At 40.9% G+C, this 26,366-nt stretch carries 25 protein-coding genes; 4 read left to right on the plus strand and 21 right to left on the minus strand.

What is annotated here, in order from left to right; all coding sequences use genetic code 11:
• Positions 1 to 24: 24 nt before the first annotated feature.
• Positions 25 to 1,467 carry an ABC transporter substrate-binding protein gene (locus tag ACQKKO_RS00355; protein ID WP_498643199.1) on the minus strand — a complete coding sequence of 481 codons (1,443 nt, stop codon included), beginning with the start codon at positions 1,465 to 1,467 and terminating at the stop codon, positions 25 to 27.
• Positions 1,468 to 1,485: 18 nt separating this feature from the next.
• Positions 1,486 to 3,828 carry a beta-galactosidase gene (locus tag ACQKKO_RS00360; RefSeq protein ID WP_498643200.1) on the minus strand — a complete coding sequence of 781 codons (2,343 nt, stop codon included), beginning with the start codon at positions 3,826 to 3,828 and terminating at the stop codon, positions 1,486 to 1,488.
• 191 nt (positions 3,829 to 4,019) lie between these two features.
• On the opposite strand from ACQKKO_RS00360, the gene ACQKKO_RS00365 reads away from it, so the two are divergent.
• The 4 genes from ACQKKO_RS00365 (at position 4,020) to ACQKKO_RS00380 (ending at position 7,087) form a co-directional block, all read left to right on the plus strand.
• Positions 4,020 to 5,255 carry an ROK family protein gene (locus ACQKKO_RS00365; protein ID WP_498643201.1) on the plus strand — a complete coding sequence of 412 codons (1,236 nt, stop codon included), beginning with the start codon at positions 4,020 to 4,022 and terminating at the stop codon, positions 5,253 to 5,255.
• A gap of 566 nt (positions 5,256 to 5,821) precedes the next feature.
• Positions 5,822 to 6,373 carry an alkaline shock response membrane anchor protein AmaP gene (amaP, locus tag ACQKKO_RS00370; RefSeq protein ID WP_498643202.1) on the plus strand — a complete coding sequence of 184 codons (552 nt, stop codon included), beginning with the start codon at positions 5,822 to 5,824 and terminating at the stop codon, positions 6,371 to 6,373.
• A 12-nt stretch (positions 6,374 to 6,385) separates the two neighbouring features.
• The gene (locus ACQKKO_RS00375) at positions 6,386 to 6,595 is read left to right on the plus strand and encodes a DUF2273 domain-containing protein (RefSeq protein ID WP_498643203.1); all 210 of its coding nucleotides are present in this window, start codon (positions 6,386 to 6,388) and stop codon (positions 6,593 to 6,595) included.
• A gap of 21 nt (positions 6,596 to 6,616) precedes the next feature.
• Positions 6,617 to 7,087, plus strand: a complete 471-nt coding sequence (locus ACQKKO_RS00380) for an Asp23/Gls24 family envelope stress response protein (RefSeq protein WP_498643204.1) — start codon at positions 6,617 to 6,619, stop codon at positions 7,085 to 7,087.
• A gap of 198 nt (positions 7,088 to 7,285) precedes the next feature.
• Here the strand turns inward: ACQKKO_RS00380 and hisIE are convergent, their stop codons facing one another.
• From hisIE to uvrA, 19 genes are all read right to left on the minus strand, one after another.
• A complete protein-coding gene (gene hisIE, locus ACQKKO_RS00385; protein WP_498643205.1) occupies positions 7,286 to 7,909 on the minus strand; it encodes a bifunctional phosphoribosyl-AMP cyclohydrolase/phosphoribosyl-ATP diphosphatase HisIE in 624 nt (207 codons plus the stop codon).
• The gene (gene hisF, locus ACQKKO_RS00390; RefSeq protein WP_498643206.1) at positions 7,906 to 8,664 is read right to left on the minus strand and encodes an imidazole glycerol phosphate synthase subunit HisF; all 759 of its coding nucleotides are present in this window, start codon (positions 8,662 to 8,664) and stop codon (positions 7,906 to 7,908) included. The genes hisIE and hisF overlap by 4 nt, the downstream gene beginning before the upstream one ends.
• A gap of 4 nt (positions 8,665 to 8,668) precedes the next feature.
• The gene (gene hisA, locus ACQKKO_RS00395; protein ID WP_498643207.1) at positions 8,669 to 9,403 is read right to left on the minus strand and encodes a 1-(5-phosphoribosyl)-5-[(5-phosphoribosylamino)methylideneamino]imidazole-4-carboxamide isomerase; all 735 of its coding nucleotides are present in this window, start codon (positions 9,401 to 9,403) and stop codon (positions 8,669 to 8,671) included.
• Positions 9,396 to 10,037: an imidazole glycerol phosphate synthase subunit HisH gene (gene hisH, locus ACQKKO_RS00400; protein WP_498643208.1), complete on the minus strand. Its 642-nt coding sequence runs from the start codon at positions 10,035 to 10,037 to the stop codon at positions 9,396 to 9,398. Before hisH ends, hisA begins: the two co-directional genes overlap by 8 nt.
• Positions 10,038 to 10,634 (minus strand): imidazoleglycerol-phosphate dehydratase HisB, encoded by a 597-nt coding sequence (hisB, locus tag ACQKKO_RS00405; protein WP_498643210.1) that lies wholly within the window; start codon positions 10,632 to 10,634, stop codon positions 10,038 to 10,040.
• Complete coding sequence (hisD, locus tag ACQKKO_RS00410; protein ID WP_498643211.1) at positions 10,627 to 11,907, minus strand: histidinol dehydrogenase; 1,281 nt, start codon at positions 11,905 to 11,907, stop codon at positions 10,627 to 10,629. Before hisD ends, hisB begins: the two co-directional genes overlap by 8 nt.
• A gap of 3 nt (positions 11,908 to 11,910) precedes the next feature.
• Positions 11,911 to 12,543, minus strand: coding sequence for an ATP phosphoribosyltransferase (gene hisG / locus ACQKKO_RS00415; protein ID WP_498643213.1), 633 nt, complete (start codon positions 12,541 to 12,543; stop codon positions 11,911 to 11,913).
• Positions 12,536 to 13,726, minus strand: coding sequence for an ATP phosphoribosyltransferase regulatory subunit (locus ACQKKO_RS00420; RefSeq protein WP_498643215.1), 1,191 nt, complete (start codon positions 13,724 to 13,726; stop codon positions 12,536 to 12,538). Before ACQKKO_RS00420 ends, hisG begins: the two co-directional genes overlap by 8 nt.
• Positions 13,727 to 14,028: 302 nt before the next feature.
• Positions 14,029 to 15,237, minus strand: coding sequence for a cystathionine gamma-synthase family protein (locus tag ACQKKO_RS00425; RefSeq protein ID WP_498643217.1), 1,209 nt, complete (start codon positions 15,235 to 15,237; stop codon positions 14,029 to 14,031).
• 168 nt (positions 15,238 to 15,405) lie between these two features.
• Positions 15,406 to 16,599, minus strand: a complete 1,194-nt coding sequence (locus ACQKKO_RS00430) for a M24 family metallopeptidase (RefSeq protein WP_498643219.1) — start codon at positions 16,597 to 16,599, stop codon at positions 15,406 to 15,408.
• Positions 16,600 to 16,788: 189 nt separating this feature from the next.
• Positions 16,789 to 18,456: a PucR family transcriptional regulator gene (locus ACQKKO_RS00435; RefSeq protein WP_498643221.1), complete on the minus strand. Its 1,668-nt coding sequence runs from the start codon at positions 18,454 to 18,456 to the stop codon at positions 16,789 to 16,791.
• 128 nt (positions 18,457 to 18,584) lie between these two features.
• The gene (locus ACQKKO_RS00440) at positions 18,585 to 19,100 is read right to left on the minus strand and encodes an acyltransferase (protein WP_498643223.1); all 516 of its coding nucleotides are present in this window, start codon (positions 19,098 to 19,100) and stop codon (positions 18,585 to 18,587) included.
• A complete protein-coding gene (ppaX, locus tag ACQKKO_RS00445) occupies positions 19,097 to 19,744 on the minus strand; it encodes a pyrophosphatase PpaX (RefSeq protein WP_498643225.1) in 648 nt (215 codons plus the stop codon). The genes ACQKKO_RS00440 and ppaX overlap by 4 nt, the downstream gene beginning before the upstream one ends.
• 13 nt (positions 19,745 to 19,757) lie before the next feature.
• The gene (gene lgt / locus ACQKKO_RS00450; protein ID WP_498643227.1) at positions 19,758 to 20,603 is read right to left on the minus strand and encodes a prolipoprotein diacylglyceryl transferase; all 846 of its coding nucleotides are present in this window, start codon (positions 20,601 to 20,603) and stop codon (positions 19,758 to 19,760) included.
• 30 nt (positions 20,604 to 20,633) lie between these two features.
• Positions 20,634 to 21,569: an HPr(Ser) kinase/phosphatase gene (gene hprK / locus ACQKKO_RS00455; protein WP_498643229.1), complete on the minus strand. Its 936-nt coding sequence runs from the start codon at positions 21,567 to 21,569 to the stop codon at positions 20,634 to 20,636.
• A gap of 139 nt (positions 21,570 to 21,708) precedes the next feature.
• Complete coding sequence (locus ACQKKO_RS00460) at positions 21,709 to 22,062, minus strand: phage holin family protein (protein ID WP_498643231.1); 354 nt, start codon at positions 22,060 to 22,062, stop codon at positions 21,709 to 21,711.
• On the minus strand, positions 22,055 to 22,255 hold the full coding sequence (locus tag ACQKKO_RS00465) for a PspC domain-containing protein (RefSeq protein WP_498643233.1): 201 nt from the start codon (positions 22,253 to 22,255) through the stop codon (positions 22,055 to 22,057). The genes ACQKKO_RS00460 and ACQKKO_RS00465 overlap by 8 nt, the downstream gene beginning before the upstream one ends.
• Before the next feature lie 60 nt (positions 22,256 to 22,315).
• On the minus strand, positions 22,316 to 23,410 hold the full coding sequence (locus tag ACQKKO_RS00470; RefSeq protein WP_498643235.1) for a DUF4097 family beta strand repeat-containing protein: 1,095 nt from the start codon (positions 23,408 to 23,410) through the stop codon (positions 22,316 to 22,318).
• Positions 23,411 to 23,485: 75 nt separating this feature from the next.
• Positions 23,486 to 26,362: an excinuclease ABC subunit UvrA gene (gene uvrA, locus ACQKKO_RS00475; protein ID WP_498643237.1), complete on the minus strand. Its 2,877-nt coding sequence runs from the start codon at positions 26,360 to 26,362 to the stop codon at positions 23,486 to 23,488.
• Positions 26,363 to 26,366 lie beyond the last annotated feature (4 nt).

The following is a 26,366-nucleotide window of genomic DNA, read 5'->3' on the forward strand; positions in this document are numbered from 1 at the left end:
TGGACGGCACATACAGTTTTTAACCTATTCTAATTCCTCATAGTCATCTAAAGTATACGGTGTAAACGGCTCCCAATTTTGGAAGATAAAATCATCAATAGACACTTCGGGATAATCTTCTAATGTCTCTTCAAACACTTGGTTTGCTGTTTCATCCATTTTTTCTAATTGTTCTTTAATATCTGGTATAGCTCCTGATAAATAACCAACTACAGGTTCACCAACACCCGTGAACTCAAGACGTGCATTGTTGTCTCGTTGAAATTCAATCGTTTCTAAGTTCCGTTGCACTGGGTTTGGCACTGGAATTGCAAGTTGCTCCATTAACTGTTTCGTATCTTCATACTGCTCGTAAGGTGCTTCCCCACCTACATCCATTTTTGCAGGAATGGCTGTGCCAGGCTTTACATACAACTCTTCATGCAGATTTTCTAGAGAGTACTCAAGAAATATTTTTACTTCTTCCCAATGCTCTGTATTGTTGTTCACTTGTAACCCATCCGCTTGTCTTCCTGCGGGATAATAATAAGGGTCTCCATTTTTAGTAGGCATTGGAGCTACACCCCAATTTTCGAAGCCATTACTATTTACTAATTGGGTACCTGTCCAGTTTCCACTAATCCAAAAAGCAGATTGACCAGCAATAAAACTTGCTTCAGCTGCTGCAGTATCTACTTCCATACTATTAGGCATCATCACACCTTCATCAAATAACTTCTTCAGATATTCTGCAGTTTCAACAATTCCCTCTGTTGCAAAACTCGGTTTACCCGTTTTGAAGTCCCGACGCCAAGGTGAGTCTGGGGATATTGCAGTCGCCATCATATTAACGATTCCTTCATTAGACCAAGCTTCATTATTCCAAGACAGCCCATGGATGGCTCCATCCGATTCTTCTCTAATGAACTTTCCGATTTCTTCAAGTTCATCCCATGTAGTTGGTACGTCCTCTTCCGTTAACCCTAACTGATCAAATACATCTGTGTTGTAATAAAGAACAAAAGCACCACTCTGTGGAGAAACAAATGGAAATACATAGATATCTCCTTCAAGCTGAGTTGCGTTTTCAGACCAAGTTCCTTCATAAAACTGATCCTTTACATCATCTGTAAATACTTCATTCAGTTCACGAACAGCTTCAATATCTACTAACTCCTTTAAATCTGCCGCAGTTGTGAATAAATCCGGAAGTTGATTTTCAGAAAGTGCGGTTTGGAATTGTGCTTCATGACTTCCTAATGGGAGATCTTGCTTTTCGATTTTAATTCCTGGATGTTCTTCTTCAAAATTTGCAATTAGTGCATCGAACGGAACTCTTAATTCAGGATATCTGTTCCACAGTGTTAACGTCACGTCTCCATCATTTGAGGACCCTGCATCTTCCCCACTACATGCAGTCAAAGCAATTAATCCTACTCCCATTCCCATTAAAACAGTTGCTGATTTTTTCTTAATGAATCTTCTCATTTAACCTCAACCCCTTTTTTATGTTTTATTAGCTACTGCTTCGAATTCATAAATTGGCTTTAATGAAATCATTTTAATGTCGGCAATTTCTTTATTAGCTAATTCAGTTCTGGCAGCCATTGGTGAATCACTTTTCACTTTGCGACCTTGCTTTATAGGTGAAATAAGAAGATAAAGGTGATTTTCTTGCAAGTCTGACTTCAGATGACTTAACCCTATCTGCCATACCTCACCATTGTTAAAATTGTCATGAACCAGCTCATTATTTATAAAGGCATATCCTATATCCCCCTCATAGGTAACATTTAACAAGATTTCTTTACACGCAGTAAAGGATTCACTAGGAATAGAAACGAGCTTTCGTCGATTATCTATCGTTTCTATCTTTGGCTCAATCACCACCCTCTTTTTTTTAATTGAGTACTCACTATGTAATGTATGTTGTACTCTCTCTGAAAAAAAAGATTCGAGTGTTTTGGACATAAGCCCATCTATGGCTGTGACTTGAAGTAGCTCAGACTCGGATTCGAAGCGAATTCGATCTTTCTCTACAATAAGAGCTGCCTCCGTTAAAATCGCATGATGCTTGCCTCCCCACTCAAAAGACCAAAAATTCAAACTTTTTTCGTCAGACATTGTGTAGATTCGAATGATTTTCCCTTCACTTGAAAGGATATCTATGCGCGTTAAATCCTTATCAACTGGTAACACAGTGTAATGACTATCCTGTTTTTTGATATCCCCATTTGAAAGAGTAATACGTTTAATATTTTTTCTTTCAAAGCGATAGCTCGGCTTCATCCCCGTAGGATGGAAAAAGAAGTAAGCATCTTCCTTGTCTGAGAGATTAACTTTTTTCATGAGTTGTGCCGTTGCATATTCTAGCTGTACGTCTGTGAGTGAAAGGTGAAAAGGTAAAATACAGCTAACGTCTTCTCCTATTGAAAATCCACCTCTGTGTGGAATTTGTAGTTTTTTTTGGTTAATTTCAAACTGTAATGTTAAATTATGTTTTGTAGGAGTTTTAATATGATCCTGATAGTTATTAATAAAGATAAATCCCTTACCTTCATTGACTCGTAACGCATAACGTAATGTATCTACATCCTCAGGATTCATATGATCTGTATTATGAGGTAAAAGAGTGGTTGTTTGACAAAAGTTTTCTTCAAAATCTTTATAAAAATAATGCTGTCTTTTAAGTCGTTTATACGATTCTCTAATTTGTCCAAACTCGCCAATAGGAGCTTGATAATCATAAGATATTTTGGGTGTGGCGTTCTCATTTAAATATGGAGTCCTTTTCCCTCTAGGGTTTGAACTTCCATGGAATACATAATATCCAACGAAGTTACATCCACCGGCTACTTTGATGTTCGCCATCGCTTCGACACTTTTATATGGCAAAGCGAATCTGTAATTATAAAAAACGGTCATGCCCCCACCCATCTCACAGCAAGCAAACGGAATAGATGCAGGATCATACTCAGGATCAAAGTTATAGGTTTCTTGATTGTAGTCACGATAAATAAATTCAGGTGTAATGGGGTGTTCCTTTACATTTTCATCATAAAACACCCACGGCCAGAAGGCGTATCCTCCCCACAAAGGTAGGACCTCATCGGTTGGCGCAATCGCTCCACCCCAGCCTGTGGCTGTGTAGATCGGTGTGACTAAACCCGCCTGTATAGCTAACTCTTTTAATAAAATAATATGAGCTTCTCCGTCTTCACCACCTGACACCCACTCATTACTTGTTCCTGAAGTAAATTCCCAAGGAGCCCCAGCATGATAAAACTCATTTTCAAGTTGAATGCCGATGACAGGACCACCATCCTTATACATTAGGCCTTCAGCTTGCTTGCCAATCTCCTTATATAAACGATCAACATAATAGATATAGCGTTCGTCATTACTTCTTACTCGACATGGCTCACCGTAGAGCCAATCTGGAAGACCACCGTTTCTCACTTCTCCATGAGCGAAAGGGCCTATTCGTAAAATGCATTGTAAGTCATGTTTTCCACACAACTGGATAAAGGTACGTAATGCCTTATCCTCCTGCCAATCAAATTCTCCCTTGATCTCCTCGTGATGATTCCAAATGACATAGGTGGGAACAATCGTGATTCCACACATTTTCATTTTTAAGAGCTCGTCTTCCCATTTGCTATAATCATATCGACTGAAATGAAACTCCCCACAAATTCCAAAAATAGGGACATCATCAACCATTAAAAAGTGATTGGAGAAATGTAGCAGCTCGTTCATATGGTTTTTCCCTTGTAAAGCAGGCAATGCAGGTGAGAATGAATTCTTTTCACCAGAGATACATACAGGTTCCATTTTACTTTTTTGCACCTTATCACCGACCTTAAAAAGTAATTTTATTTATATCAGAAATTGATTGATTATACCCATTATTAATGGTAGCGTTTTCATAAACACATAGTAGCTTAAATAACTTTATTTAGTCAAGTTATTAATTAAGTTATTTTATAATTAAATTGTGTTATTATAACCTGCAAACTTATTACAGTAGGAGGAACGTTATGTCACATCTCATTTCGAAACTAAGTCGTGAACAGATGAGGACCTTTAATCAAAAAGTTATTTTAAGGCTTCTAAAAGAACACACCATCTTATCAAGATCACAACTCTCAAAATTAAGTAAATTAACAGTTCCTGCAGTTTCAGAGATTGTTAAAACTCTAGGCGAAAACCAATTAATTTCAGAGGAAGTTACTCTTTCAAATACAAGCAGAGGTCGGCACCCAGCGAAGTATCAGTTAAAAACAGATGGAATACATATAATTGCTGTCATAATTGCATCATCTTATATAAAAGCTTCAATTGTTGACCTTAATGGCCAAATAAAAAAACTTTATCAGATCTCATTACCTCCAAAAACTTCTGCAAATCAGGCACTTAGTTATTTACAAATGCTAGTAAAACAATGCCAACCAGAACAGTATAAAATTTTAGGGTTAGGTGTTGGATTACACGGAATTGTTAACACGGACGAGGGATTGCTTGTATTCCCTCCTCAACTCTCATGGAGGAATTTCCCGATATTAAGCAAATTAGAAGAGCTATTCCATTATCCAATTCTTATTGATAATGATTGTAATGCGATGGTCTTAGCTGAAAGATGGTTGGGCTGTGCAAAAGAAGGAGAAACAACTGTTACTTTAAACGTGGATTATGGAATAGGTGTAGGTATATATGTGAATAATAGTATTTTTAGAGGTTCTCATTATGCTGCAGGACAAATTGGTCATAATATCATTAAAGAAAATGGTCCTGTTTGTCCATGTGGAAATAAAGGCTGTCTTGAAATGTTTGCTAGTGAATCCTCCATCCTACAACAGCTAATAGCTGAAGTTAAATCCGGTGTTTCTTCTATAGCTACAGAAATTGCTGGTGATATTGACTCCATAAAGATGCAACATTTATATGAATCAGCAATGTTAAATGACACACTTTCTTGTTCAATCATTTCAAAGGCAGGGACAATCACCGGAAAAGAAGTTTCTAGTCTAGTAAACATTTTAAATCCAGATCGAATTATCCTGACTGGTGGTATACTCCGTTCTGAGAACATATTCTTCCTACCTTTTAAACAATCTATATTTAATCATTCAATTAATGCAAACATTGAAAATCTTAACATTTTAAAATCTAGTTTAGGAGAACACGGGGATGTAATTGGAGCAGCATCTCTATGGATTGACAAATTGTTTAATCATCATGAAACACTTAAATCTTTAAATTTGGTAACATTTTAAAGTTGTTAGCTGTTGATGAAAACAAAACTTAAGCCTCTGCTTATGATAATAAAGATGAGGATCATTCATTTAGAGTTTCAGTATAAAAAAGTAGGAGGATTCTCAAAGTCAAATATCCTCCTACTTTTTTGCTTTTTTTCACCTGAGTTTATTAAAGAAATAGTGTTTATAGAAGTCATACAAGCATGAATAGGACTAACTATTAATCGTTTATGTGGTTCACTGAATGCAACAAACAATGAATTAGAATAGGACATGGCGTACACTTAATGGTTTCATTATTTTAATAGTGTAGTTTTTTAGGCACACGCTATTTCAATGATAAGTTAGACGGAGTATAAGCACAAAAGGGGGTTTATGAATGACAATTAAGCGAAGAATCTTTCCAGAGTCTATAATTACTTGAAACTTCCCTAACATTCCCACAAGCATTTCCATGTTTCAGTTTCTAAAAGTTAAGGAATATGTAGGTCAGAGACGGTGCACCCTCTCATGATTCGACACAAATAGATAAAGCTATCCTTTTGTAAGATGAGATTTGCTTTATAGAGAAAGGATGCGAACGTGTGAATCTGTTCATTCGATTTGTTTTAGGCATTTATGCCTTCCTCACACTTCTTTTAACAGCCAGTGTCTTGTTAACTGTAACAGACACGTATAACCCAATTGATTCTTGGCTAACTGCTCAACAAGCGAATGAAGGGTTTTGGATCATCATTGGAGTGTTGTGTTTTATTGGGTTGTTATCGCTCATTCTCTTAATCCAAGCTATGAGAATGAAACGTTCTTCTCATTCTAAGTATGTGGCACCGACTGATATCGGAGTCATCGGTATTTCTAAAGCATCGATTGAATCTACGGTGCTAACGATTATTAGAAGATTTGATGGGCTACGATCCGTCAAAGTTGATGCGAATATTTTATCAAAGTCCCAGCAGATTTTGATCAATGTCCGTTATACGCCGTTTGGGACAAGTCCAGTACAAGAAAATGCAAAAAAACTTCAGGAAACGATAAAAACGGAACTTGAGAAGTGGCTAGAAATTCCTGTAAAAGAAGTAAAGATCGCTGTTGAAAATGAACCATACAGTTCAAAGAAACGGGAACGCGTCATATAAGGAGGAAGCGTAATGAATCCTGAAACCTTCATGCGCTATCGTGGGCGCATTCTAGGATTACTTATCGCCATCGTCTTTAGTATTTTATATTTGACGATTGGCTTTGGCTATACACTGGCCATTACTATTTTTGTTTTGATTGGTTACTTAATAGGTAAGTGGATAGACGGGGACTTAGATGTAAGTACCTACATTCAGGCTTTGTTCAGCCGAAGAGATTAACAACAAAGGGAGATGCGAGACATGGAAACAAACATAAAATCAACCGAAAAAACAAACGCTCAATTACAAAAAGAACAAGAGCTACAATCATCAGAGCAAACAAATCGTGAAAAGCTAACCTACGATGATGAAGTCATTAAAAAAATCACTGCGCTTGCTACAAATGAAGTATCAGGAATTTTAGGAATGAGCGGCAACCTGTTCCAAGGAGTAAAAGAAACATTTGGTGGGGACGAGAAGATCACAAAAGGAATCCATGCAGATGTTGGGGAAAAACAAGTCGCAATCGACATTGAGGTATTTGTAGAATATGGTAAAAACATTCCAAGCATCTACCGCGAAGTAAAAGAGAGTGTAAGCAAAAACATTCATAACATGACAGGACTTGAGCTTGTAGAGTTTAACATGAATGTAGACGATGTCTATACTCGTGAAGAATTCGAAAACAAAAAATCAAATTCAAACTCGTCTGCCTCTGGTAGAGTTGAATAATAACTTAAAATCAATTAGAAAATGGCGAATGATTCGATTGCAGAATCATTCGCCATTTTTGATTTTATTTGAACAAGCTGAGGGAGAACCCGAAAATCCTACGGAACAAGACGCGGTGAAGACACTGTAGCGGATTTGTTACTAGATTCGTGTTTTACTAGCTACATTAATAGGATGTCTCGGCCTCGATCTTCTTATTTATGAACGTTCCTTTAAAATATCTGTCACTTCACTAAATGATACTTTCTGTTCTCTGAGTAAAACAAAAAGGTGATATAACAAGTCTGCAGCTTCATTTGTTAGTTCTTCGCGATCGCGATTCTTTGCCGCTATAATCACTTCCGCTGATTCCTCGCCCACTTTTTTCAGGATCTTATCGACGCCCTTTTCAAATAAATACGTCGTGTAGGCTCCCTCAGGTCGTTCAGCTTCTCTTTCAGCAATAATCCGTTCAAGTTCTGTAAGGATCGCTACTGAGCTCTTTTCACTAACAGCTACCTCTTGTTCATCTAAAGAAGAAGAAAAGCATGTGTACGTACCTTTGTGACATGCCGGGCCATCAGGTGTAACGAGCACTAGTAGTGCATCCTTATCACAGTCATAACGAATATCCTGGATTTTCTGCGTGTTTCCAGAGGTTTCTCCTTTATGCCAAAGCTCCTGTCTAGAACGGCTATAAAACCAAGTTTCTTTTGTTTCAAGTGACTTTGTTAGCGACTCCTGATTCATATAAGCAAGAGTTAATACTTCTTTGCTTGCTGCATCTTGGACAATGGCTGGCACAAGACCTTTTTCATCAAATTGAATCGTTTCTATATTCATCGAATGGACAGCCCTTCCTCTTTAAGATAGCTTTTCACTTCTGCTACAGATGTTTCTTTATAATGAAAAATAGACGCTGCAAGAGCGGCATCGGCCTGTCCTTGTTGGAAGGCTTCTAGAAAGTGTTCCTTGCCTCCTGCTCCGCCTGAAGCAATGACCGGTACAGTTACCGCTTCGTTCACTTTCTGGAGAAGTGGAAGATCAAACCCGGTTTTTGCCCCGTCTTGATCCATACTCGTTAGTAAAATCTCACCAGCACCTAGTGTGACCGCATGATTCGCCCACTCTGATACTTCCCAATCGGTTGCTTTGCGTCCGCCATGTGTATAAACACGCCAAGATGTAAGTTCTGGATCGTATTTTGCATCAATCGCAACCACAATGCATTGAGCACCAAAAAAGTCCGCGCCTTCTTTAATTAATTCCGGTCTTAAAACAGCTGCTGTGTTCAGGGAAACCTTATCCGCTCCTGCACGAAGCACACGTTTCATGTCAGCAAGTGTGCGAATACCACCTCCAACAGTAAAAGGAATGGCTAATTTCCCAGCTACTTCTTCAACCACTTCAATCATCGTCTCGTGACCTTCATGAGAGGCAGAAATATCAAGAAACACAAGCTCATCAGCGCCTTGTTCATCATAAAATGCAGCAAGTTCAACCGGATCTCCAGCATCTCGTAATCCAACGAATTGAATGCCTTTCACAACTCGTCCTTCCTTCACATCTAAGCATGGAATAATTCGTTTTGTCAGCATTCTGCTATCCCTTTCTTTTCAGGGCTTCTTCAAGCGTAAATTGATTCGTATACAAGGCTTTTCCAACGATGGCTCCATCAATGCCCGATGATTGTTTCGCTGCTAGCTCATCTAAATCTGTGAGTGTACTGACTCCACCAGAGGCAATGACCTTTGCACCGCTTGCTTTTGCTAATGCTTCAATGGCTTCTGTATTTGGTCCTGACAACATCCCATCACGCGCGATGTCGGTAAAAATAAAGGTCTTTGCACCAAAGCGTACCATCTCACGAGCCAAATCCTCTGCTTTTACTTCGGATGTTTCAAGCCATCCTTCTGTTGCTACGTACCCATCTCTTGCGTCAATTCCAATGACAATTCGATCTCCACCATATGTAGCAAGCATCTCTTTAGTGAAATCCGGATTCTGTACCGCAACACTTCCAAGAATCACTCGGTCTACACCACGCTCCAGATAATAAGCAACATCTTCTGCCGTACGAATACCTCCACCAATTTGTACATTGGCGTCTAATTCTTTTGCCACACGTGTTACAAATTCATGATTAACGCGTTTTTTCGCTTTTGCTCCGTCAAGGTCAACCATATGGATCCACTTTGCTCCAGCTTGTGCAAATGATTTAGCCATGTCAAATGGGGAATCTCCATACACCGTTTCCTGATTATAGTCTCCTTGAACCAAGCGAACGCATTTTCCATCCCTCATATCAATTGCTGGATAAATGATGAATTCAGTCAAATTGCTTCACCCCTTTTTCAACCAAACGTCCGAAATTCTCTAATAAATCCATACCGACCTGGCTACTTTTTTCCGGGTGGAATTGCGTGCCGACAACAGAACCTTTACCAACAATGGCAGGGACGTCCTGATGGTAGTCAGAGGTCGCAAGCAGAATGTCCTGATTGTCTGTTTGGACCGCATACGAATGAACAAAGTAAACATAACCCGGTTCGACATCGCGAAGAATGGCATGGTCCTGGTGAAACTGGAGCTGATTCCAACCCATATGAGGAATTTTGTAAGACTCACCCTCACTCGTTATACCCGAAAATTTCGTAACCTTTCCAGGTAATAAACCCAGTCCTTCTGTTAATCGATGTTCTTCGCTTTCTTCAAACAACAGCTGCATGCCAAGACAGATGCCCATTAATGGTCTCCCGTTTGCTGCCCATTGTTTAAGGAATACACTTTTTCCTGTTTCATTTAAAATATCCATGGCATCCGGAAACGCACCGACCCCAGGTAAAAGCAAGCCGTCCGTATTAGCAAGCTCGTCTATATCCTCTGAAATGAGGTAAGGCAGACCAATTCGTTCCATTGCTTTACTGACGCTGTGCAAATTGCCCATGCCGTAATCAACAATTCCTATCATCTACAACATTCCTTTCGACGAAGGGACTCCTTTTACACGCGGATCAATCATCGTTGCTTCATCTAATGCACGTGCTAATGCCTTAAACACAGCCTCAATCATGTGGTGTGTGTTGTGACCATAATGAACAATCACATGTAAATTCATTCGTGCTTCTAACGCAAATTTCCATAGAAACTCATGAACAAGCTCTGTATCAAATGTACCTACTTTTTGTGAAGGAAATTCAGCTCTAAACTCTAAGTGCGGTCGATTGCTTAGATCGACAACCACTTGAGCCAATGTTTCATCCATTGGAATAAAAGCATTCCCGTATCGCTTAATTCCTTTTTTTGTACCTAATGCTTCCTTCACTACCTGCCCAAGACAGATCCCAATATCCTCTGTTGTGTGATGATCATCCACATCTGTATCACCATTTGCCTGAACAGACAAATCAAATTGACCATGCTTCGCAAAAAGATCTAGCATATGGTTCATAAAAGGAACCCCTGTATCTAGTGTTGTGGTTCCTTCTCCGTCTATATCAAGAGCCAGCTTAATTTGTGTTTCTCCCGTATTGCGCTCAATACTAGCATTGCGTTTTTCTTCAGTCATTTTGATCATCTCCTAATCGAATCTCTACCGCACGCGCGTGGGCCTCTAATCCTTCTAGTCGTGCAAGTGTTGTAATCGCATCTGCCTGAGCGATTAATGCTTCTTTTGAATAGGAGAGCACACTAGATTTCTTTACAAAATCATCTACACTTAAAGGACTCGAAAAACGAGCGGTGCCTTCTGTTGGTAATACGTGGTTTGTACCAGCAAAGTAATCGCCAATTGGTTCGGTTGTATATGGTCCTATAAAAATGGCGCCAGCATGGCGAATTTTGCCTAACTGTTCCATTGGATTCTGAACAATGATTTCCAGATGCTCGGGCGCAATCTGATTAACCGTTTCAATTGATTCTTCCAGGTTTTTAGTAACATAAATCTTACCTTGACCTTCAATTGATGCACGTGCAATCGCTTCTTTAGGTAAGGATTTAAGCTGAAGCTCAACCTGCTCTGATACCTCTTCAGCCAGCTCTTCTGAATCTGTTACTAAAATTGCTTGAGCCAACTCATCATGCTCTGCCTGTGAAAGGAGATCCGCTGCAACATGCGAAGGAATCGCCGTTTTATCTGCTAAAACGGTAATATCACTTGGACCAGCAATCATATCAATGTCCACAATGCCATAGACTGAACGCTTGGCAAGCGCAACATAGATATTACCTGGACCTGTAATCTTATCGACTGGCGCAATCGTTTCTGTTCCGTAGGCGAGTGCTGCAACCGCTTGGGCTCCACCAATTTTATAGATTTCTTTTACACCTAATTCATTTGCTGTAACAAGGACCCCGGCCGGAAGTCTCCCGTCTTTTTGTGCAGGAGACACCATCGCAATTTCGCCTACCCCGGCCACCTGAGCCGGAATAATGTTCATCATGATGCTTGAAGGGTATGCTGCCTTTCCACCCGGTACATACACACCTACTCTTTCAAGTGGTGTGACTTTTTGTCCAAGCATCACTCCATCTGCTTTGGTCGTCATCCAAGACTGAGTCACTTGTCTTTGATGGAAGTCACGGATTCGATGAATCGCTTCACGAATCGCTTCGATTACGTTTGGCTCTATGTGTTGATAGGCTTCCTCAAGTTCAGTGGGCTCAACCTTTAACTGCGTGAGTTCTGCCCCGTCGAGCTCCTGGGTGTAGCGAAACAAAGCGTCATCTCCATTGTCTCGGACATCCTTAATAATGGATTCAACAATTTGTTGTTCCTTTTCTTTCCCGCCCTCTACCGTTCGCTTAAACGTTGTTGATTGATCAACTCTTTGAATCTTCATCTGTTATTCCCCCTCCACCACATCAAACAGGCGCTCTACCATTCGATCGATCTGCTCCGCTTTCATCCGGTAACTTACAGGGTTCACAATGAACCTGGAGGTAATTGGCTCAATCGTTTCTAGCTCGACCAATCCGTTATCACGTAGCGTTTGACCCGATGAAACGATATCTACAATTCGATCAGCTAGTCCGATAAGAGGAGCCAGTTCTATTGATCCATTTAGCTTAATGATCTCTACTTGTTCACCTTGTTTCTTAAAGTAATGAGCAGCTAGATTAGGATATTTTGAAGCAACCTTTGGGTTGATCTCCTGCTTTTGATAACCCGGTAAGCCTGCAACGGCCATGTAGCATTCACTAATTTTCAAATCAAGTACCTCATACACATCACGTTCTTCTTCAATCATGACGTCTTTCCCTGCCACACCAACATCCGCCACGCCATGTTCTACATAGGTTGGCACATCCATTGGTTTCGCTAAGATGAACCTTAGATTCTCTTCAGGAACTTCAATAATTAATTTTCTCGAATCATCAAACTCTTCAGGAAGCTGATATCCTGCTTTGCGCAGGAGGTCTAAGGCTTCTTCAAAAATTCGCCCCTTTGGCATCGCAATGGTTAATGAATCATTCATCAGCTTGACCTCCCTGCTTTGATTTTCCAATGACATAAAGGATATCGTCGTATTCCTCACTCATTTGATCAACATTTGCAATTCCATTTAAGTCTTGAAGAACAACTACCTGTCCCTCTTCTCTTAGCCGACGAGCCTCACCAATTGCTTCCGCTCGTCTTTCGCGACTAAAAATAACACATGTCCGTTTTTCGGTTGGAGCAATTTGTCCAACAGCCTCCGCTAATAGATCCAACCGGATCCCGAACCCGATGGCTTGTGCAGAACGATTAAATTGCTGTAGCAATTCATCATAACGCCCTCCACTTCCAAGCGGAACACCGAGCTCCTGACTGTAGACTTCAAAAACTGTGCCAGTATAGTAACTCATATGAAGCACCAGATTTAAATCAATCGTGATAAATGAGTCGAGACCATATTCCTCGAGTACAGACCAAAGCTCCTGTAATTCCTCAAGTGCTGCTTTGCCTTGTTCTGACTCAACCAGCTTCCATGCTTGTTCAAATAACTCATTTCCACCACGAAGCTTAAGTAAACCGAACAGTCTCTTCTTATCAATAGAAGAAAGTTGAAGTCCTTTTACATGCGACCTGAACCCAACATAATTTTTTTCATACAAAAAACGGCGAAGAACCTCTGCACGTTCCTTATTCCCAACAATCTCAAGAAGAAGTGCATCAACAAATCCAACATGACCAATGGCCAGTTTAAATTGCTGTAATCCAGTCCGTTTTAATGACTCAATTAAGAGAGCAATTGTTTCAGCATCTGCACTCACTGAACCATCACCGATTAACTCCGCTCCTACTTGCTCGAACTCAGCCGGACGACCGCCATCGTATTGCTGCGCTCTAAATAAATTCGAGTGATAGCCCAAACGAATGGGGTAAGCTGTTTGTTTTAAGCTTGAAGAAACAAGTCGTGCAATTGGTGCTGTCATATCTGGGCGAAGCACCAATGTATAGCCTTGTTTATCCATTAGCTTAAACAGCTGCTGATCCAAAATGGCTGATTTAGCTCCAATCGTATCGTAGTATTCAACAGTTGGTGTCTCAACCATTTGATAGCCCCAATGTTTCATTTCATTCACAATCTCTGTTCGTAAATACGTTTTTGTTTCGTACAGCTCCGGCAACGTGTCTCTCATGCCAAGAGGTTTCTCAAACATGAATAACTTTGACAAAATTCGCACCCCACTATGTATCAAATCATCTTATTTTTAGTATATCATACGGTTTTGCTTTAGTTCGCTAAATCAATAGCGAGATAAAGGATTTAATGATAGTTTACATCGCTTGCACTTTTGCGTCAACCAATTCGTGTCATAAAGGAAGTGGTCGGTGGCGCAACGTTGTGAGTGAAAGTGGCTTCCTTTTAGATATAGCTAGAATCACCACGATTCATTTTCACCTACCACTCAAAAAAACTAAAAAAGGACAAATAACTCTCACTAGAGTCATCTGTCCTCACAGAATCTATTTTTAATTAATTCGTCGAAATTACTGCATCAACCGACTCTAACGCTTGCTTAAAATCAGCCAAAAGGTCCTCTGAGTCTTCAATTCCACATGATACGCGAATGAGTCCTTCTGAGATTCCCATAGCCGCGCGTTCCTTTGGTGTGCATTCAACATGACTAGTTGTTCGTGCTGGTCCAACGGTTGTTTCGACGGAGCCTAGATTTGCTGCTCGATTGGCAAATTTGAGTCTTGGTAACAGCTCACGCACTGTATCGATACCACCTTTCACAGCAAAACTTAGCATGCCTCCAAATCCCTTCATCTGAGCTTTCGCAATCTCATGGTTAGGGTGTGTACCGAGTCCAGGGTAAAAGACGGACTCAACCACCTCACTTTGTTGAAGAAATGTTGCAAGCTTCATCGCGTTTTCCGCTTGACGCTTTACCCGGAGATCCAGTGTTTTCATTCCTCTAAGTAACAAGTAGGCGGCCCATGGATCCATCGTGGCTCCGTTAATTTCACGGTAGTGATAGATTGCTTCTACCAATCCTTCATCATTTCCCACTACAACTCCGCCAAGTGCATCTGCATGTCCGCCAAGAAATTTAGTGGCGCTGTGAATCACTAGATCCGCTCCAAGAGTCAGTGGATTTTGGTTAATCGGTGTCGCGAACGTATTATCCACAACGACAAGGGCTCCTGAGGCTTTTGCACATTGTGCAGTCCGCTTGATATCTGTAATTTTTACGGTTGGATTTGTAGGCGTTTCAAGGTATAGGAGCGTACATCCTTTTGCGATTTCCTCCTCAATTTGCTCATGATTGCCTGTTTCACAGAATACAACCTCAATTTGTAGTCTTGGAAGAAATTCAGTGAAGAGCTTATTTGTTCCACCATACGTATCTTTAATGGTTACTACACGGTCTCCTGGGATTAAAAAAGTGTAAAGTGTATTACTAACTGCCGCCATTCCAGTAGAAAAGCTAGTCCCAGCCTTTGCGCCTTCAAGCAGCTTCACTTTGTCTTCAAAGGCTTGTACCGTGGGATTTGTATTCCGTCCGTAGATATGCCCCTTTTTCTTTCCAATCGCCACGTCATACCATTCATCCATATCGTCGTATCCAAAAGCTACACTTGGGATCACTGGAACTTGAGTTGCCCCATGCACCAAATAGTCTTTCTCTCCACCCCAAACAGCTTTTGTACCAATTCGTGCCTCATCAAAACGACTCATATAACCTCTCCCTTCTTTATCATTCCATTTGAAAGAACGCTGGGACATAACAATTAATTGCTTATGAAAACACGAACGTAGTCATCCATCCGTTACAGGAGAATCTCTCGCTTATTTAGCCATTCTCCTTTGGCTATTTCATTTTAAGTTATGTCCCTGCCCTATTTTTTACGATGCCGTGTGAATATCCGGTTGCTTACAAACAAGTTCTTGCGGAAACTTGGCAAAGGTTTCGCATCCATTTTGCGTTAAGCGAATGGATTCACTAATCTCAACTCCAAAATGATCAAACCACATACCCGGGATTACATGAAAGGTCATGTTTTCTTGGAGTACCGTCGCATCTCCCTTTCTTAGGCTTGCTGTATGCTCGCCCCAATCAGGAGGGTAATTTAGACCCATTGCGTAGCCAAGTCTTGATTCTTTATCCAGCCCATGCCGAGCAATGCTTTTTCGCCAAACCGATTCTACTTCTCCACAGGTCATACCTGGTTTTGTTGCTTCTAATGTTTCATTTAAACCTTCAATCACAATCTTTGAAAGCTCAGAAATGTGTGGATCCGGTTGACCGACTACAAGCGTGCGAGCAAGCGGACAATGGTACCGCTTATAACATCCTGCTATTTCTAAAATGACCGTTTCTCCTTGCTTATATGTCCCGTCTGTCCACGTTAAATGTGGTGAAGACGTTTTGATACCTGATGGAAGCAGTGGAACGATGGCAGGATAATCTCCCCCGTACTCCTCTGTCCCTGATATCTGAGTATGATAGATGGTTGCTGCAACATCACATTCTCGCACTCCTACTTGAATGGCGTCCATTCCTGCCTGCATGGAGCGCTCAACGATTCGTGCCGCACGCCTCATATATTCAATTTCCTGATCAGACTTTATGAGTCGTACCCAATTCACTAAGTTGGTGGCATCCTTTAATTGTCCAAGAGGTAGATGCTGCTTTAAATGCTGATAACAGGAGGCTGTGAAGTAGTACTGATCCATCTCTACTCCCACTACCCGGTTTCCTTGACCGATCTCCGTTAAAAATTGTGCAACAAAGTCCATTGGGTGCTTACTTAAAGACTGAACATATTCTTCCGGATACGAAATAATGTGGTCATGATGTAACCAAGCGGTTTGCTTTGCGCCATTTGCATCCTGTGAACGACCAATCCAAAGAGGCTGTGCTTCATCTATAATCACCACAACCAGCTGATGTACGTAAAAGGACCAGCCATCATATCCTGTTAGATAATTCATATTGGCAGGATCACTTAATAGGAGAACTTCAATTCCTGATGCCTCCATCCTTTGCTTTGTTTTCCTTAATCGATCCTGATATTCTTCCATTGTGAATGAAAGCATCACCATTCCTCCTTTGGCATTACAAGCAATTCAAATAGTTGTTTTAATCATCTGAATACTCAAAGTATATGCGAGGAGAAGAGTTATGAACAATCGACAAAGTGTAAGAAGTTCTAAACCAACTTGTAGTCAAAGGGACTAAAAGAACAGCTTATATACGTCTTTATGAAAGAAAATCTATCACCGGACTCAATCCTTCTTTTGCATCTGCCATATTCGAATACTAAGCTCTAATAAAAAAACATCATCAGGATTAGCTAGTGACAGATGGGTTAGCGTTTCAATTTTTCGTAACCGATACAATAATGATTGTCTGTGAAGATGCAGAACTCGAGCCGTCTGACTGATTTTACTTTGATTGCGGTGATAGGTTGTAAATGTTCCTATTAGATCCATACTGCGCTTTAGATCATACTGGTATAAGGGTGTAATAACCTCAAGCACAACATCATATAGCTCAGGGTCATCTCCCATCGCTTGTAATACCCGGTCTACTCGAGTATCAGAATAGAAGACCCGACGGGATCGATCATTTCTTCGTTTGCCAATCTGTAAAGCTTGAAACGCCTGTTCATAGCTTTGTGAAAATGAGGATAAGGAGCTACCACCATCCCCAATTCCCCAATCCATGTTCATGCTTGGAAAGAGATTCATTAATCGCCGATTCATTAAATCTAAAAAACTGTGGACTGTCTCACGTTCAGCGTCCTCTGTTACTTCTAAAAAGATAATCAACTGATTGTTTTGGGAGGTAGACATAGCCTGATGATGGATGGACCTTGCTACATGATTCACTTCTTTTTCAACATAGTGCTCCAGACTAACAGACCAGGCATCATGAGCGGTATCTCCGAAAAAGGAATGAGTAACGTCAGGGTATCCAACAATCGCTACATACGGTAAATCAAGATGATACCCTAGCGCTTTTGCTCGAGATTGCATTTCTTCCACTGAACGAAAAAGATCTTTTGCAAGTTCCCAAACAAAATGATTTTTCACTTTTGCCTGAGCTTCCAACACCGCATTCTCGCGTAAAAACCAAAAGGCTGCGGCCGTGCCTATGTGCTCTAACACAATAAAAAAGGTATCAGGGACAGACGGTGGATGGTGATCCAATATCATATACACATAGCCTTGAACAACTTGTTTTCCTTGTAAGATGGGTAAGCGTAAAAAAGTTCCGTAAGACGTTGATCCGGTTTCAACTTTTGTTAAAAGCGGATGAGACTGACTTCCGGGAATTGGCTGCGCAAGCGAGTCTGCTTGGTCTCTCATCAAAGTAACCCAGCTTGACTGTTCTTCATTTTCTAATGAAACGGGTCCCATTAACTCCCCTTTATCATCTGTAATATAAGTGGATAAGTGCAGCTCACTACTTATATAGTGTGTAAGCTGCAAAAGCGAGCCACCACCTAAAACGATGGATAATAGCTCTTGTCCGATTATCTGTAATTCGTCCATATATCCTTGTTTGATATCCAAAATCTTTGTTGTAATTGACTGCGTTACGTCAGCGAAGCGTACTTCCCAAGGCAGACAGATAATCGGGAAATCATGCTCTTCAGCCAGTTCCATACAGAGCTGATCAATATCTAGAATATATCTACCTGTAGCGACACCGAGTCCCGACGCGCCTGATTGAATCACATCTTGTACAAACTCATAAAATCGCTCCGGTTCCTGCGCGTATCCAATTCCCGTTGTTAAGACCATTTCATTTTTCCGCACAAAATTTTCAACAGGTGCCTCCGTAATGGATACCCATTCAACCACACGCTCGTGAAGACGTGGATGCGCTGTTTTTATGGCTGCCGTTTTTAAGATGTCTAATTCCATTACATCCTTCATCGTGAGCATAGATTTCATCCCCCCTTGAACCAAACCCTATTCATCACTAGTTCTTGATCCTGCATGTGAATACCTCTGATCGTTCCATAAAAAAAGCAAATGATCCAATTAAGGATCATTTGCCTATTTATTCCATTTTAATGTTGTACCCGTTTATTCTCAGGATGAGGGAGTTTCCTAATGACTTGCATCGGGTTTCCACCTACAAAGGTATACGGTTCAACATCTCGATGAACAAGTGTACAGGCTGAAACAATTGCTCCATTACCAATTGTTACTCCAGGTAGAATGGTACTGTTTGCTCCAATCATCACTTCATCACCAATCTTGACCTCACCTAGACGATATTCCTTAATCAAATATTCATGAGCAAGTAATGTTGTGTTGTAGCCAATCACTGAATTCCGCCCGATGGAGATTTTCTCAGGAAACATCACGTCCATCATAACCATTAAAGCAACAGCCGTCTCCTCACCAACATTCATCCGTAAGCCATGGCGGTAAAGCCAATTTTTCATTCCTAGCCAAGGCGTGTATCGCGCGAGTTGAATCACAATAAAATTCTTCATGACCTTTAAAAAAGGGACCGTTTTGTAAATATGCCATAAGGAGTTGGCCGACGGAACTGGATAACGTTCCGTTTTTCGGCTCACGACTGAGTCACTCCAACAATGTCAAGCAAGTCATCCATGGTGTGTAGGATGTAATCGGGATTAAAGGATTTAAGATATTCTTCTCCTTTAATGGCCCAGCCTACCGCAGCCGTTGTCACGCCTGCATTTTGGCCACCAAGTATGTCGTGAGAGTTGTCCCCCACCATAATCGCTTCTTCAGGTGTGGACCCAAGTGCCTTTAAAGCCTTCATTAAAGGTTCTGGATCTGGTTTGGCCTTTGTCACATTATCTAGCCCAATCACAACATCAAAAAAGGCATCAAGCCCTTTAAGCTTTAGTCCCATATGAGCCGTTTGGTTTTTCTTCGTTGTAACAATCGCCATCTTAAAGCCTAATTCATGTAGCTTTTGAAGTCCTTCATACACTCCCGGATACTCTTCGACAAGCTCATCATGATGCTTATGATTGTGAGCTCGATACGTTTCAACCATCTCTTCCCATCGCTCGGAATCAATGGATTTGAACGTATCTTGAAGGGTTGGACCGATAAAAGGGAGGACCGTTTCCCGCGTATACTCATTCGGTCGATATTGTTCCAGCGTATGCAAAAAGGAAGCAATGATTAATTCATTTGTATTAATAAGGGTTCCGTCTAAATCAAATAACAACGTCGTTTTCTTCATCAAACCTTCCTTTCTATTTCTTTTTATTCTTCGTCTTTTTCGCTGGCTTATCCTCGTCAAGGTAACCGGGCGGACGAACAACCAAGCGTCGGTACACAATGAGCACAATGGCTCCCACTACGAGCACAACTGAAATCAATTGCGCAACCCTTAGAACATCTCCTATTAACAGGTAATCTAAGCGAATGCCTTCGATAAAGAACCGGGCGATAGAGTACCAAATGACATAGATTAAGAATAGCTCACCTAAACGTAGGTTTACGCGGCGAAGCCATAATAAGAGAGCGACTCCGATGAAGCTTAAAATGGATTCGTATAAAAAAGTCGGGTGATAATAGGTACCATTAATGTACATTTGATCAATAATAAACGTTGGCAGTTGTAGATTTTCTAAGAAGGCTCTACTGACTTCCCCACCGTACACCTCTTGATTCATGAAATTACCCCAACGACCGATGGCCTGTCCGAGCAATATACTTGGTGCAGCCACATCCGCAAGCTTCCAGAAGGAAATGCCTCGCTTACGTGCAAACACAACTGCAGTGATGACTGAACCGATTAATGCGCCGTGAATCGCAATGCCACCTTCCCAGATGTAGAAAACGCGGATTGGATCATCAGCAAATTGATCCCAACGGAAAATAACGTAGTAAATCCGCGCTGAGATAATCGCTATAGGTAAAGCAAATAATAAGAGATCTGCAAAAATATCTTTAGGTAGACCCCTTCTGATACTCTCTCTAGATGCCAGTATGTAACCGAGTAATACACCTAGCCCTATGATTACGCCATACCAATAAATAGTGATAGGACCTAGTTCAAAGAATACTCGATTTAATGCTTGTATGTTTTCTTCCATCTTTACACCTCATTTAACCACTTTGATTGATTAGTATTCATCACGGTCTCCATCTTGTATGACTTCAGTTAACCGCTCTGAGAATTCCTGCGCCGCATTAAATCCTAATCGCTTCAACCTAAAGTTCATAGCAGCTACTTCAATAATAACGGCCAAGTTTCGTCCTGGACGGACAGGCACGGTAAGTTTAGGAATTTCCGCATCAAAGATCTTCAGCATTTCCTCATCTAATCCCAAGCGGTCATATGCTTTTCCTTGATCCCAGTTTTCAAGGTTAATACACAAGCTAATTCGTTTAAACGGACGAACCGCTCCTGCCCCAAATAGTGTCATAACGTTAATAATACCTAGACCACGAATCTCTAGCAAATGACGGATTAATTCAGGTGGATGTCCGATTAACGTGTCCTCATTCTGTTGTCTAATTTCTACAGAATCGTCAGCCACAAGCCGGTGTCCTCTTCGCACCAAATCAAGAGCTGTTTCGCTTTTACCAACCCCACTGCTACCGGTGATTAACACACCAATTCCATAAATATCTACTAATACACCATGCATAGCCGTTAAAGGAGCAAGTCTCCCTTCAAGAAAGTTGGTAATTCGGCTACTGAGCTGAGTTGTCGTGTGAGTGGAACGTAAAACCGGAACCCCGACTTCTTCAGCTGCCTCTACTAATTCTTTAGGCGCTTCCAATCCTCTTGATAAAATGACACCTGGTGTATCATATGTGCAAAGCTTTAACATTCGCTCTTTTTTCTCTTGATCACTTAACTGTTTGAAAAAGGACAATTCGGTTCGACCAATTAATTGAAGTCTTCGTGCTGGATAATATGTAAAAAAACCGGCCATCTCAATACCAGGACGAGAGATATCACTCGTTGTAATGGGGCGATAGATTCCCTCTTCACCAGCTACCAGCTCAAATTGAAACTTTTCCAATAGATCATTCGCAGTCACTTTTGCCATTCCTGTCCAACCCCTTCAGAAGCTTCATTCTAAACACGTATACTCACCCATTTTAGCACGTTTTGAGTAGAAACATTCAAGAAACCATCAAAAGAAAAACGACGAATCAGCCAAATGATTGGGCGACCCGTCGTATTCGCTATGAATTTGCAGATTTAATAGGGTTAATAAGGAAGGTTTGAAAGATGGTTAAGATTAAAGAAGCAAGCAATGCTAATCCGAATCCATTAATCACAAAGGAATCACCCATAAACCACGAAGCCAAGTAAAGTGTAATCCCGTTAATAACAAGTAAGAACAATCCTAATGTCAGAATCGTCGCTGGTAAAGTGAACAAAATGAGAATCGGACGAACCGTTACATTTAAGAGAGCCAAAACTAAACTAGCTACAAAGGCAGCTCCGTATCCTGAAAGGCTTACACCCTCAAACAAGAAATCAATTAAGAGTAGTACAAACGCATTTAAAATCAAGCTTACAATAAATTTAATCATCGAACATTTCCTCTTCATTTGGCACGACTAGAGCCATAATAATATAAATCAAAAGTGCTGTTCCTGAAGTGAAAATTACAAGTAATGCCCAAATAATGCGTAGAAGTGAGACATCAAAGTTGTATTGTTCAGCAAGACCTCCACAAACCCCAGCTAACTTCCGGTCGTTTTGTGAGCGATATAATTTTTTCACTCTTCATCCCTCCTATTTAAAAGCGGTCTGCCAGTTAACCCGGCAGACCCCATATACTCATCAGCCTAAATCGTTCGCTTTAATGGAGCCAGTATTTGATACCGCACTAACCTTAACACGTGGAGAAGCACTTGGGTTGCCTACAAAGTGCAAGGAGCGGTTAGCAAAGTCCTTCTTCTCCTCTAACACTTCCGAGTCAGCCATTGCATTTGAAACGCCGCCAACATTCGTTTTAAATTTGCCTTCAAGACGAATGGTTGATGGAACCTTAATATGAATCGTTCCAGTTGTTGTTTTTAACTCTGCAAATCCTGCCTCATCTAACGATTCAAGCTCATACGTTAATGTTCCATTAATCGCTTCGATATCAGCATCTTGGATTTTCCCGCCTACAAACACCGTTCCATTTAACGTTTTCGCATCCACAAGGTGAATCGTTGAATCTTTTAATTGGATGCTGCCATTAACTGTTTCAACGTTAGCTTTTTTCGCTTCAACATCTTCAAATGATAATGCTCCATTTAAAGTATTTACTTCAAGTGTATCCACTTTTAGATCAGAAGCTGTAATTTCTCCATTAAAACTGTATAGCTTCACGCGATCGTAGCTTGATCTCGGTACATAAATAGTCGTTTTCACTTTAAGTGACTTCACCTTAGAATGGAACGTCAATTTTTTATCTTGCACTGAGAAAGCCGTTTCTTGTAGAAAAATGCGTCTAGCTTCTTCCGAATCCTTTACCCGGTACACATGAGCCTGACATTCCACCCGAATATCTAACTCATCCCAAGGAACAAGGGTAATGGCTCCATTTTCAAGTGATACATCAATTACGCTTGGTGTTTCATCTCGATGATGAAACGTATGATCCACTACCACATGAGAACCAAAATTAAAATCAAAGTCAGTCTCTTTAATTTTCTTAAAAGCTGTTTCAACAAAGTCTGTGAACTTAGTCGCGTATGAACCTGCGTCTGATGACTTTGACTTGTTTTCTCGTGATTCATTCCCTTTTTCCCAGTTCACTTCTGTTGAAAGTTGAGTGGAGTTTGATGTTGAGTCGTCCTTTTCAATCGCTTGTAGTAACTTTATTCCCTCTTCAGCTGTTACCTTGCCATCTTCGATCATCTTCAGGATCATTTTTTTCTCTTCCATGCTTTCACTCCTCCAGGTACATTTAGTTATTCTTACTAGTCTATACGTGGCTTCGGGCAGAAATGTTTCAAGGAATTAAGATTGTTGTTGTAATTCTTTTTGCTCAAGTCTGACACGCATTCTCTCTTTATCTCGTTTTAAGATCGGATCCAAGTATTGACCAGTGTAAGATGCCGACACAGCTGCAACCTCTTCAGGGGTTCCCTCTGCCACAATCGTTCCACCTTTATCTCCACCTTCTGGACCAAGATCAATAATATGATCAACGGTTTTTATCACATCAAGATTGTGCTCGATGACAAGTACCGTATCTCCATTATCTACCAAACGCTGGAGTACATGCAAGAGATGGCCGATGTCTTCTGTATGCAAGCCAGTAGTCGGTTCATCTAAAATATAAAGTGTACGACCCGTCGCTCTTTTATGAAGTTGAGAAGCTAATTTTACACGCTGTGCTTCTCCACCTGAAATCGTTGTGGCCGGCTGACCAAGTCGGATATAGCCAAGACCTACATCAACCAAGGTTTGAATCTTACGCTTAATCTTAGGGATATTCGTGAAAAATTCAAGTCCTTCTTCAACTGTCATCTCTAAAACATCTGCAATCGTTTTTCCTTTATACGTAATTTCAAGTGTTTCCCGGTTGTATCGCTTCCCATCACAAACCTCACATGGAACATATACGTCAGGAAGGAAGTGCATCTCAATCCGGATGATTCCGTCTCCACGACACGCTTCACAACGTCCGCCTTTTACGTTAAAACTAAAACGACCTTTTTTGTATCCACGTACTTTCGCTTCATTGGTCATAGCAAACACATCTCGGATGTCATCAAACACACCCGTATACGTAGCTGGATTGGAACGTGGTGTCCGGCCGATCGCAGATTGATCAATATCAATGACTTTATCAATTTCATTTGTTCCTGTGATCTCTTTATGCGCACCCGGTTTTTCTTTCGCACGGTGGATAGAGTGAGCAAGTGACTTATGCACAATTTCATTAACTAATGTACTTTTTCCGGAGCCGGACACACCTGTGACTGCAGCAAAAACACCTAGCGGAAAACTGACTGTTACATTTTTTAAGTTGTTTTCCGTTGCATTTTTCACAGTAAACTTGCGTCCTGTTAGCTCTCTTCTCTTCTCAGGAACAGGGATAAACTTTTTCCCAGATAAATATTGTCCGGTTAATGACTGTTCATCCGCCATAATTTCATTAGGTGTACCTGCAGCAGTAATTGTTCCACCGTGCACCCCGGCACCCGGTCCAACATCTATAATGTAGTCAGCAGCAATCATTGTGTCTTCATCATGCTCAACTACTATAAGTGTGTTACCTAAGTCACGCATCTGCTCAAGAGCTCGAATTAATCGATCATTATCTCGTTGATGAAGACCAATCGATGGCTCATCAAGAATATACAGAACCCCCATCAATGATGACCCAATTTGCGTAGCTAAACGAATACGCTGCGCTTCCCCGCCAGAAAGTGTTCCGGCGGCACGTGAAAAGGTTAGATAATCAAGTCCTACGTTAATGAGAAATTCCGCTCGATCATAGATTTCTTTTAAAATTAACGCACCGATTGATTTCTCCTTTGGTGTAAGGTCTAAATGAGTAATAAAGTGTTGAGCTTCCTTAATGGACATTTTCGTCACTTCACCAATATGCTTCTCATTTACCTTTACTGCTAACGCTTCTTTCTTTAATCGATAACCTTTACAAGTCGGACAAGGCTTCTGACGCATATAGCCTTCCATTTGCTCACGAATGTAATCAGAGCTTGTCTCATGATAACGACGTGAGATATTCTTTAGTACACCTTCAAATTCAATGGTTCCTTCGCGTACACGGCCAAATTCATTTTCATAGTGGAAAAAGATCTTTTCCTTACCACTCCCTTTAAGGATTTTATCCATTTGTGTAGATGGTAACTTTTCCACAGGAGTGTCCATATCAATGCCGAAGTGATCACACACTGCTTCAAGCAACTGAGGGTAATATTGAGAACTTATCGGTTCCCAAGGGGAAATGGCGTGCTCTTTTAACGTTCTAGAAGGATCAGGGATCACTAAATCCACATCTACCTCAAGCTTTGTACCAAGTCCATCACAGCTTCCACATGCACCATAAGGACTGTTAAATGAAAATAAGCGAGGTTCAAGCTCCGGGATTGAAAAGCCACAGATTGGACATGCATAATGCTGACTAAATAAAATTTCTTCTCCGTCAATCACATCCACAAGTACTCGTCCATCTGCAAGCTGAAGCGCGGTTTCCAACGAGTCAGCAAGGCGGCTGTTAATTCCTTCTTTAATAACAACGCGGTCAATTACAACTTCAATTGTATGTTTTTTATTCTTTTCCAGTTCAATCTCTTCAGCAACCTCATGCATTTCTCCATCAATTCGTGCACGCACATAGCCTTGCTTCTTTAGGTCCTCAAGTACTTTCACATGCGTCCCTTTTCGGCCAGATACAAGCGGAGCTAGAATTTGCATTTTTGTGCGTTCAGGAAACCCTAACAGGCGGTCCACCATTTCTTGGATCGTCTGTGAGGAGATTTCATTACCATGATCTGGACAATACGGTCGCCCGATCCGCGCATATAATAATCGTAGGTAATCATAAATCTCCGTTACAGTACCAACTGTCGATCTAGGGTTACGGCTTGTTGTTTTTTGATCGATGGAAATGGCCGGTGATAACCCATCAATCGAATCAACATCCGGTTTATCCATTTGACCTAAAAATTGTCTGGCATAAGCAGACAGAGACTCAACGTAACGTCTCTGCCCCTCAGCATAAATCGTATCAAAAGCGAGTGACGATTTTCCTGAACCAGATAAACCTGTTAAAACAACAAGCTTATCCCTTGGGATCGTCACATCGATATCCTTTAAATTGTTGGATCGAGCTCCTTTTACAATGATATTTTCCTGTGCCATGTGC

The sequence above is a fragment of the Alkalihalobacillus sp. NPDC127517 genome (assembly GCF_050276055.1).
GTDB lineage: Bacteria > Bacillota > Bacilli > Bacillales > Bacillaceae_D > Alkalicoccobacillus.